The organism is Achromobacter sp. 1011791174, assembly GCF_059760925.1.
Window position 1 is genome coordinate 1 of record NZ_JCBANH010000145.1, and the last position, 10,136, is coordinate 10,136.

Annotated in this window: 9 protein-coding genes and 2 riboswitches; of the genes, 7 read left to right on the forward strand and 2 right to left on the reverse strand. The window is 68.7% G+C overall.

Translation table 11 applies throughout. The annotated features are described in order from the left end of the window. A partial coding sequence (locus AC6LJ5_RS28860; protein WP_498142303.1) for a VOC family protein occupies positions 1 to 529 on the reverse strand: 529 nt, incomplete at its 3' end. Between the two features lie 149 nt (positions 530 to 678). Between AC6LJ5_RS28860 and AC6LJ5_RS28865 the strand changes: the two genes are divergently transcribed. Then, positions 679 to 1,920: a GGDEF domain-containing protein gene (locus AC6LJ5_RS28865; protein ID WP_103271128.1), complete on the forward strand. Its 1,242-nt coding sequence runs from the start codon at positions 679 to 681 to the stop codon at positions 1,918 to 1,920. Between the two features lie 78 nt (positions 1,921 to 1,998). Here AC6LJ5_RS28865 and AC6LJ5_RS28870 read toward each other — a convergent pair whose 3' ends face one another. Continuing rightward, complete coding sequence (locus AC6LJ5_RS28870) at positions 1,999 to 2,541, reverse strand: GNAT family N-acetyltransferase (protein WP_369869724.1); 543 nt, start codon at positions 2,539 to 2,541, stop codon at positions 1,999 to 2,001. Positions 2,542 to 2,628: 87 nt separating this feature from the next. On the opposite strand from AC6LJ5_RS28870, the gene AC6LJ5_RS28875 reads away from it, so the two are divergent. The 6 genes from AC6LJ5_RS28875 (at position 2,629) to gcvT (ending at position 10,101) form a co-directional block, all read left to right on the forward strand. Further along, positions 2,629 to 3,081, forward strand: a complete 453-nt coding sequence (locus tag AC6LJ5_RS28875; protein ID WP_498142304.1) for a hypothetical protein — start codon at positions 2,629 to 2,631, stop codon at positions 3,079 to 3,081. Between the two features lie 257 nt (positions 3,082 to 3,338). Further along, entirely contained in the window at positions 3,339 to 5,600 is a 2,262-nt protein-coding gene (locus AC6LJ5_RS28880) for an arginine/lysine/ornithine decarboxylase (protein WP_103271125.1), read from the forward strand. Positions 5,601 to 5,623: 23 nt separating this feature from the next. Continuing rightward, a complete protein-coding gene (locus AC6LJ5_RS28885; protein WP_498142305.1) occupies positions 5,624 to 6,829 on the forward strand; it encodes a BaiN/RdsA family NAD(P)/FAD-dependent oxidoreductase in 1,206 nt (401 codons plus the stop codon). A gap of 189 nt (positions 6,830 to 7,018) precedes the next feature. After that, on the forward strand, positions 7,019 to 7,633 hold the full coding sequence (locus AC6LJ5_RS28890; protein WP_103271123.1) for a superoxide dismutase: 615 nt from the start codon (positions 7,019 to 7,021) through the stop codon (positions 7,631 to 7,633). Between the two features lie 25 nt (positions 7,634 to 7,658). Next, positions 7,659 to 8,552, forward strand: a complete 894-nt coding sequence (locus AC6LJ5_RS28895; RefSeq protein ID WP_392413107.1) for a ZIP family metal transporter — start codon at positions 7,659 to 7,661, stop codon at positions 8,550 to 8,552. Between the two features lie 109 nt (positions 8,553 to 8,661). Next, positions 8,662 to 8,756: riboswitch (glycine riboswitch) on the forward strand. Between the two features lie 29 nt (positions 8,757 to 8,785). Beyond that, positions 8,786 to 8,920: riboswitch (glycine riboswitch) on the forward strand. An 80-nt stretch (positions 8,921 to 9,000) separates the two neighbouring features. Beyond that, entirely contained in the window at positions 9,001 to 10,101 is a 1,101-nt protein-coding gene (gene gcvT, locus AC6LJ5_RS28900; protein WP_103271121.1) for a glycine cleavage system aminomethyltransferase GcvT, read from the forward strand. Positions 10,102 to 10,136: the final 35 nt, after the last annotated feature.

The window sequence follows — 10,136 nt, forward strand, 5'->3', positions numbered from 1 at the left end:
GCCGGCTGCGCGCGCGCTCGGGGTCGAAACGGCCCAGCCGCTCCAGGCTTTCGCGCATGGCGGCGATGCGCAATGCCAGCAGGTCGTCGAAATCGGCTTCGGACACGGCCGGGTAGCGCAGCGCCGGTTCGGCCAGTTCGTCGTAGCCCCGGCCCAGGAACTGCAGCAGGCAGATGCCATGGCCGAACGGGTCGCTCAGGTGGGCGATGCGGCCCCAGGCATGCGTGGCGGCCGGGTCTTCGAGCCGGGCGCCGGCCGCGACGGCCCGCGTCACGGCCGCGTCCACGTCGTCCACCACCACGTCCAGGTGCACCGGCGTCCAGTGCCGGGCGTAATCCCGCGGCTGGCGCGCCGCGCCCGCCGCCGGCGTGCCGGCGGCCTTCTCCAGCAGATAGATGGGAGCCTGGGCGCCGGACATTTCCGCCACCGCCGGCCCCAGGCGGCGCGTAAGGGTCAGCCCGAAAGCCTGTTCGTAGAAGCCGATGGCGCGCTCCAGGTCGGGCACGTCGATATTGATCAGGAGTCTCATGGGGGCGGTGGCGCGGGCAGGGACAGCCAACATAGCACGGCGGTCGCCGGTCGCGCGGCGCTAAAGAACCTCTGGGGATGACCGTAAAGTGAAATATGTGTTTGCCGATATGGCGACGTCATTTCAGCAAGCGTGAGCAAGGCCCTATCGTGCGTTACCCCCATATCCCCTGGCTGCCCCTGTTGTTCTATCCTGCGCTGCCGGTGGCGGCGGCGGCGGGGCTGCTGCTTTGGCAGGACTGGCCGCCCGCCCTGGCGCTGATCGTCCCCTACGTGCCCTGGGTGATGGCGCTGATCGGCATCGCCATCTGCCTGATGTACCAGCGTTCGCAGACCATGGCGCTGATGCTCAGCGTGCTGGTCGCCGCGGCGGCCTGGCCGGCTCTGGCGGAGCAGGCGCCGTGGGCGCTGGGGCCGGCGCTGGCCTGGTGGGCGCTGGCCTACACCATCAATGCCTTGTGGGCCGAGCGCTCCAGCGTGCTGCTGGACCTGGCCGCGCGGCTGGGCCTGATGGCCTCGGGCGCGGCCGCCATCGCGCTGGCGGGCAAGGAAGGCACGGCGGACTTCTTCAGCACGCTGGCCGTGCAAGGCGCGCTGGCGCGCCTGGGCGTTCCGGTCGAGGCGCTGGCCGCGCTGCTGGCGACCGGCCTGACGCTGACCCTGCTGCTGTTGCGCTATGGCCGTCCGCAGCAGGCCGGCCAGTGGCTGGGCTTCGTCTGCATGGCCTGGGCCCTGCCGCGCGGCGCACAGCATCCGATCGAGCTGGCGCTGATGTCGGCCGCCGCGCTGACCTCGCTATCCATTTCGCTGGCCCATGAAGGGTTCCACATGGCGTTCCGCGATGAGCTGACCGGGCTGCCGGGCCGGCGCGCGCTCAACGAAAAGCTGCAACGCATGGGCCGGGTCTATACGCTGGCGATGGCGGACGTGGATCATTTCAAGGCCTTCAACGATACCCATGGCCACGACGTGGGCGACCAGGTGCTGCGCATGGTCGCGGCGCAACTGCGCCGCGTGTCCGGCGGCGGCCATGCCTACCGCTATGGCGGCGAGGAGTTCACGCTGGTGTTTCCCGGCAAGACCGCGGCGGAAAGCATGCCGCACCTGGAAGCCGTGCGGCGCGCCATCGAGGCCTACCAGATGCGCCTGCGCGACAAGCCGGCCCGTCCTCGGACGGACCAGGCGGGCTTGCGCCGCCGTGGCGCCCGCGGCGGACGCAACACGCGGCCGTTGCGCGTGACGGTCAGCATCGGCGTGGCCGAGCGCGGCGACGCGTTGCGCGCGCCCGAGGCGGTCATCAAGGCGGCCGACCAGGCGCTTTACAAGGCCAAGGACGGTGGCCGCAACCAGGTGTGTTCCTACGGCGCGCGCCGGCGCGCCAACTCGGGCTGAAACGGCGCCACGCAGCGTCGGCTCCAAGGGGCGGGAAGTTGCGGCAGGCCGCCAGCGGCGTGTGCCGCCGCAGGGCGCTCAGTCGCCGGCCAGGCGCAGCGTCATCAGTCTTTCGTCGTGCATCACGCCGTTCACGCACAGTCCTTCCGGCTCGACGCCGTACTCCGCGAAGCCCAGGCTCTCGTACAGCGCGCGCGCGGCAAGATTGCCGGCCGTGACGCTCAGCTGCAGCTGGCGCACGCCGCGCATGCCGCCGGCGTGGTCGATGGCGGCCAGCATCAGCCGGCGCGCCAGTCCGCGCCCGCGCGCGGCCGGCGCCACGTACACGCTCCAGATCTGCGCCTTGTGGCGCATCTTCAATCTGTGCTGCCGGCCGACGCCGGTCATGCCGGCCAGCGCGCCGTCGATGAACACGCCGAACATGGCGTTCTCGATGTCGGTGGCGACCCAGGCGCGGATGTCGTCCAGCGTGAGCGTATGTTCCTCTTCGTAACTCGATCCGAACGCTTCAGGCGTTTCGCGCAAGGCGTCCAGGCGCAACTGGCGCAAGGGTGCGGCGTCGGTGGGCGTCAATCGTCGTATCAGCGGATCGGGCATGGCGGGGTGTTGGGAAATGGGCACGCCTTGCGGCGCGGCAATCCAGTATAGGGGGACGCTTGCCTATAATGGTTTTCAACGCCGCTAGCGGTTTTCTCCAAGGAGCCCTCGATGTTCGGTTTCCTCAAGACAAACCATGAAGCCAGGCGCGACGAAGTCCAGGCGGAGTTCGTGGCGCGGGTGGCCGCCGCCGCCCAGGAGTTCGTCCAGGCCGCCGGCTCGGACGGCGCCGGGCTGGACTACACGCCGGGCAGCATCCATGCGCTGGATGCCGCGCTCGAGGCCGCCCACGTCGGCGCGCTGGCCCTGACGCCGATGCAGACCGTGGGCGCGGCCGCCTACCTGTACGAGGTGGCGCGGCGCGAGCACGGCGGGTTGTACGAAGTCTGCGACGACGAGGACCCGGTGGTGCTGGTCTGCGGCGAGTCCGGCGCCCAGGTCTGCCTGGCCGCCATCGCCAAGGTCGAGCGGCGTATCCGTTACGGGCAGGCCGAGGCCATCCCGCCTTACTTCGAACGTTTCATCGCGGCCCTGCATGCCGGCGAGCCCCTGACCCTGCGCTAGATCCCCGTTTTCCCGCCGTCGCGGCGGCCTGCCGCGACGCCGCTGGCGCGCCCGGCGGGGCATATGCGCAACACCCGCGGGCCGCTGCGAGCGCCCCGGGGCGGATTGCCTTGGGACTGAAAGAAAAAGCGCCCTACAATTCGGCCATTCCCGCACCCCGGCGGGCTTACGCGCCGCCTATCCCCAGGCGGTTTATTTACCGCAGTACACTCGCGTCCCTTATACGCGTCCGTTTGCCTTGCCCCAGGAGCGCCTGCATGAAATTCCGCTTCCCCATTTTCATCATCGACGAGGACTACCGTTCCGAGAACGCGTCCGGTCTTGGTATCCGTGCCCTGTCCGCCGCGATCGAGGCCGAGGGCGTCGAGGTGATCGGGGTGACCAGCTATGGCGACCTGAGTTCCTTCGCGCAGCAGCAGAGCCGCGCCAGCGCCTTCATCCTGTCGATCGACGATGAAGAGTTCGACGTGGACTCGCCCGAGGACGTGGCCAGCGCGATCAAGAACCTGCGCGCCTTCATCGGCGAGCTGCGCTTTCGCAACGCCGACATCCCGATCTACCTGTACGGCGAGACGCGCACGTCCGAGCACATCCCGAACGACATCCTGCGCGAGCTGCACGGCTTCATCCACATGTTCGAGGACACGCCCGAGTTCGTGGCGCGCCATATCATCCGCGAAGCGCGCAGCTACGTGGACAGCCTGCCGCCGCCGTTCTTCCGCGAGCTGGTGAAGTACGCGCAGGACGGCTCGTATTCCTGGCACTGCCCCGGCCACTCCGGCGGCGTGGCCTTCCTGAAGAGCCCCGTGGGCCAGATGTTCCACCAGTTCTTCGGCGAGAACATGCTGCGCGCCGACGTCTGCAACGCCGTGGATGAACTGGGCCAGCTGCTGGACCACACCGGCCCGGTGGCCGAGTCCGAGCTGAACGCCGCGCGCATCTTCCACGCCGACCACTGCTACTTCGTGACCAACGGCACGTCCACCTCGAACAAGGTGGTGTGGCACGCCAACGTCGCCGCCGGCGACGTGGTCGTGGTGGACCGCAACTGCCACAAGTCGATCCTGCACGCCATCACCATGACGGGCGCGATCCCGGTGTTCCTGCGCCCGACGCGCAATCACCTGGGCATCATCGGCCCGATCCCGCTGGAAGAATTCCACCCGGACAACATCCGCAAGAAGATCGAGGCCAATCCCTTCGCGCGCGAGGCCGTCAACAAGAACCCGCGCATCCTGACGCTGACGCAAAGCACCTACGACGGCGTGATCTACAACGTCGAAATGATCAAGGAACAGCTCGGCAGCCACGTCGACACGCTGCACTTCGACGAAGCCTGGCTGCCGCACGCGGCGTTCCACGAGTTCTACCAGGACATGCACGCCATCGGCCAGGACCGCCCGCGCAGCAAAGACGCGATGGTGTTCGCCACGCACTCCACGCACAAGCTGCTGGCCGGCATTTCGCAGGCCTCGCAGATCATCGTGCAGGAGTCCGAGACCCGCAAGCTGGATCGCAACGTGTTCAACGAGGCGTACCTGATGCACACGTCCACGTCGCCGCAGTACGCGATCATCGCGTCCTGCGACGTGGCCGCCGCCATGATGGAGCCGCCCGGAGGCACCGCGCTGGTCGAGGAAAGCATCCGCGAAGCCATGGACTTCCGCCGCGCCATGCGCAAGGTGGAATCCGAATTCGGCAAGAACGACTGGTGGTTCAAGGTCTGGGGCCCGAACCGCCTGGTGTCCGAAGGCATCGGCAACCGCGATGAATGGATCCTGGAGTCCAACGAGCACTGGCACGGCTTCGGCGACCTGGCCGAAGGCTTCAACATGCTGGACCCGATCAAGGCCACGATCATCACCCCGGGCCTGGACATGTCCGGCAGCTTCGGCGAGACCGGCATCCCGGCCGCGCTGGTGTCCAAGTACCTGACCGAGCACGGCGTGGTGGTCGAGAAGACCGGCCTGTATTCGTTCTTCATCCTGTTCACCATCGGCATCACCAAGGGCCGCTGGAACACGCTGCTGACCGCGCTGCAGCAGTTCAAGGACGACTACGACCGCAACCAGCCGCTGTGGCGCATCCTGCCCGATTTCTGCAAGGTGCATCGCCGCTACGAGCGCATGGGCCTGCGCGACCTGTGCCAGCAGATCCACGAGGCCTACCGCGAACGCGACGTGGCCCGCCTGACCACCGAGATGTACCTGAGCGACATGGTGCCGGCGCTCAAGCCGTCCGACGCCTTCGCCCGCATGGCGCACCGCGAGGTCGAGCGCGTCGACATCGACAAGCTGGAAGGCCGCGTCACCGGCGTGCTGCTGACGCCGTACCCGCCGGGCATTCCGCTGCTGATCCCGGGCGAGCGCTTCAACCGCACCATCGTGCAGTACCTGCAGTTCGCGCGCGAGTTCAACGAGCGCTTCCCGGGCTTCGAGACCTACATCCACGGCCTGGCCGACGAAGTGGGCGAGGACGGCGAGAAGCGCTACTACGTCGACTGCCTGAAGGAAGAGTGATCCCGCAAGGATCCGGAGCTCCGATGTTGTTTGACGTTGCCGTGCTGGGCGCCGGCGCCGCGGGCATGATGTGCGCCGCGGTGGCTGGCCAGCGGGGCCTGCGCGTGGTCCTGGTGGACCACGCCGAGCGCCTGGCCGAGAAAATCCGCATTTCCGGCGGGGGCCGCTGCAATTTCACCAATCTCGGCGCCGGCCCCGCCAACTTCCTGTCCGAGAACCCGCACTTCTGCCGTTCGGCGCTGGCGGGCTATACGCCGCAGGATTTCCTGGCGCTGCTCAAGCGCCATCGCGTGTCCTGGCACGAGAAGCATCGCGGCCAGCTGTTCTGCGACGATTCCAGCGAATCCATCATCGGGCTGCTGCGCGCCGAGTGCGACGAAGGCCGGGTGGCCTGGCACATGGGCTGTTCGGTGGCCGAGATCGCCCACGGCGAGCAGGGCTTCGAGCTGCGCACCAGCCAGGGCCTCATCCGTGCGGCCAAGCTGGTCGTGGCGACCGGCGGCATGGCGATCCCGCAGCTGGGCGCCACCGATTTCGGCCTGAAGATCGCGCGCCAGTTCGGCCTGAAAATCGTCGAGCCACGGCCCGCGCTGGTGCCGCTGACCTTCGACGCGGCGCAATGGCAGCCTTTGTCGGCGCTGTCCGGCGTGGCGCTGGAAGTGAGCCTGTCCACGGGGCAGGGCAAGGCGCGCGGCGAATTCCTCGAAGACCTGCTGTTCACGCATCGCGGGCTGTCGGGGCCGGCGATTTTGCAGATTTCCAGCTATTGGAAGCCGGGCGAGCCCATCGTGGTGGACCTGGCGCCGGGCCGTGACCTGGCCGCCGAGCTGCTGGATGCCAAGTCCGGAAACCGGCAGCAGCTGCACACGGTGCTGGCCGGGCTGTGGCCCAAGCGGCTGGCCGACGCCTGGCTGGCGCTGGCGGAGCAGGGCGGCAAGCCCGGACTGGCGGCCTTGAGACTGGCCGATGCGCCGGACAAGACGCTGCGCGGGTTGGCCCAGGACATTCATCAATGGACGCTGACGCCCAGCGGCACGGCCGGCTACAAGAAGGCCGAGGTCATGCGCGGCGGCGTGGATACGCGCGGGCTGGACCAGAAGTCCATGCAGGCGCGCACCGTGCCCGGCCTGTACTTCATCGGCGAGGCCGTGGACGTGACCGGCTGGCTGGGCGGCTACAACTTCCAGTGGGCCTGGGCCTCGGGCGTGGCCTGCGGCAAGGCGCTGTAGCGGACGGAATCGGGCGGCGCCGGGAGGCCGCGGACGGCCGCTGCCGGGCGCGCGTCCGGCGGCGATAGGCCGGCCTTATCGCGCGGATTGTGACAATCCCGTTGTGATATCAAATAAAAATAAATATCATTTGTGTTTTTGATAGTGATTCGTTCCCGCCACCGAGGGACGATCTGACGGAGACATCTGATGGCCCATACCTTGCCCGCGCTGCCCTACGCCTATGACGCGCTGGAGCCGCACATCGACGCGCTGACGATGGAGATCCATCACGGCAAGCATCACCAGACCTACGTCAACAACCTGAACGCCGCCCTGGAAGGCGCCGGCCTGTCGACCGATGAACCGGTCGAGTCGCTGGTGGCGCGGCTGGACCAGCTGCCCGCCGCCATCACCGCGGCGGTGCGCAACAATGGCGGCGGCCATGCCAACCACAGCCTGTTCTGGACCGTGATGTCGCCGCGCGGCGGCGGCGCGCCCGACGGCGCGCTGGCGCAGGCCATCGCGTCCGACCTCGGCGGGCTGGACGCTTTCCGCGAAGCCTTCACCAAGGCCGCGCTGACCCGCTTCGGCAGCGGCTGGGCCTGGCTGTCGGTGACGCCGGCCGGCAAGCTCGTGGTCGAGAGCAGCGCCAACCAGGACAGCCCGCTGATGCACGGCAATACCCCGATCCTGGGCCTGGACGTATGGGAGCACGCCTACTACCTGAAGTACCAGAACCGCCGTCCCGAGTACATCGGCGCGTTCTACAACGTGATCGATTGGTCCGAGGTGGCGCGCCGCTACGCCGCCGCCGTGGGCTGATCGCGGTTAGGCCAGCGAGGCGCCCATGAACACATTCAGCCGACACCGGATCCGGCCGGCCGCCACCAGCGTCAGCATCTGGACGCTGGCCGTGCTGGTGTCCTGCCTGGCCCTGTACCAGCTTTGGGTCTGCCTGGACGTGCGCGCGCCGCACGTGGCCGACGCGCTGCTGGGCGGCATGATGGCCGCCGCCGCGACCGCGCTGGGCACGCTGCCCGTGCTGTTCGCCCAGACCTTGCCGCAGAAGGTGCAGGACAGCCTGTACGGCTTTGGCGCCGGCGTGATGTTGGCCGCCAGCGCCTTCTCTCTGGTGGCGCCCGGCATCGCCGCGGCGGGCGAGCTGGGGCATGGCCCCTGGGGCGCCGGCATCCTGGTGGGCGCCGCCATCCTGCTGGGCGCGGCGGTGCTGCTGCTGATGGACCGCTGCCTGCCGCACGAGCATTTCATCAAGGGCAGGGAAGGCATCGAGGCGCATCGCCTGCGCCGCACCTGGCTGTTCGTGTTCGCCATCACGCTGCACAACCTGCCCGAAGGGCTGGCCATCGGCGTGGGCTATGCCGGCAACGACCCGCTGCGCGGCACGGCGCTGGCCACCGGCATCGCCATCCAGGACATTCCCGAAGGGCTGGTGGTGGCGGTGGCGCTGATGGCCGCCGGTTACAAGCGCGCCTTCGCGGTGGCGCTGGGCATGCTGTCGGGCCTGGTCGAGCCGCTGGGCGCGGTGCTGGGCGCTGCCGTGGTGGGCTGGTCGGCGGCCTTGCTGCCGTGGGGACTGGGCTTTGCCGCCGGGGCCATGCTGTTCGTCATCAGCCATGAAATCATTCCCGAATCGCACCGCAAGGGACACGAGGTCCATGCCACCGGCGGGCTGATGCTGGGCTTCGTGCTGATGATGCTGCTGGACACCGCGCTGGGTTAGTGGCGGCGGCTTGCTCCCGGTCTGTCGCGGCCGCCCGAACGGCGCGCGGACTGCCGGGTTTCCTCGCTTTCCGGCGCCCGGGGTTTCGATGTATGCTTGCGCCGCTGTCACGCATGTTGCGGGAGAGAGCGGCCATCACGCTGGCCGCCGCCGAAGGCGCAATTCGCCCGGAATCGCTCAGGTAACCCATACCGTCCATGCTTGCCCTGTCCCGGTTTTCGGTCGACGCGGCAAAACAGCACTCTGGAGAGACCTGGCGCCGCGCCTTTCAGGCCGTCCCGAATGGGGACGTAGCGGGCAGCCCAGGCGCCGAAGGTGCACACCCGCCACGCGGGGCAACTCTCAGGCAAAAGGACAGAGGGGCGGAAGATTCAGCCGTGCCGTGGACGCGTGTCCGCTGGCGGCTTTCCGCAACCCTGGCAACGCTGCCGCTCCGGAGTTCCCGCGCATGTCCGCAACCCTCAAACGCACCCCGCTGGCCGACGAACACATCGCCTCCGGCGCCCGAATGGTCGACTTCGGCGGCTGGGACATGCCGCTGGCCTACGGCTCGCAGTTGGAAGAGCACCACGCCGTGCGCCAGGACGCCGGCATGTTCGATGTCTCGCACATGCTCAACGTCGACGTGACCGGCCCGGACGCCTTCGCCTTCCTGCAACGCCTGGTCGCCAACGACGTGGCCAAGCTGACCGTGCCGGGCAAGGCGCTGTACAGCTGCATGCTCAATCCGCAGGGCGGCGTGATCGACGACCTGATCATCTATTTCTTCGCCGCCGATGAGTGGCGCGTCGTGGTCAATGCCGGCACCGCCGACAAGGACATCGCCTGGATGCAGCGCGTCCGGCAGTCCGGCAAGTTCGACGTGGCCATCGCGCCGCGCCGCGACCTGGCCATGATCGCCGTGCAGGGCCCGAACGCCCGCGCCAAGGTCTGGGCCGCGCGTCCGGCCTGGCAGGCCGCCAGCGAACCGCTGACGCCCTTCGTGGCCGCCCAGGTGGGCGACGACACGCTGGTGGCCCGCACCGGCTACACCGGCGAGGACGGCTTCGAGATCGTGCTGCCCGCCACGCAGGCCGTCGCGTTGTGGCGCGACCTGGCGGCGCAAGGCGTGCGTCCCTGCGGCCTGGGCGCGCGCGACACGCTGCGCCTGGAAGCCGGCATGAATCTCTACGGTCAGGACATGGACGAGCTGATCCAGCCCGACCAGGCCGGCCTGACCTGGACGGTGTCGCTGAAGAACGCCGAGCGCCGCTTCATCGGCCGCGACGCGCTGGAACAATTCGCCACCCCGGCCGCCTTCCTGGGCCTGAAGCTGCAGGAGCGCGGCGTGATGCGCGCCCACATGGCCGTGCGCGCCAAGCAGGGCGCGGGCGAGCTGACCAGCGGCACCATGTCGCCCACGCTGGGCGTGTCCATCGGCTTCGCCCGCCTGCCCGTGGGCGTGGCTCCCGGCGACACGGTCGAGGTGGACATCCGTGGCAAGTGGGTGCCCGCCCTGGTCTGCAAGCTGCCATTTGTCCGTAACGGCAAAGCCGTCGAACACTCGTAAACTCGAAGCTTCGCGCGCGCCGGCCGGCAGGCCCG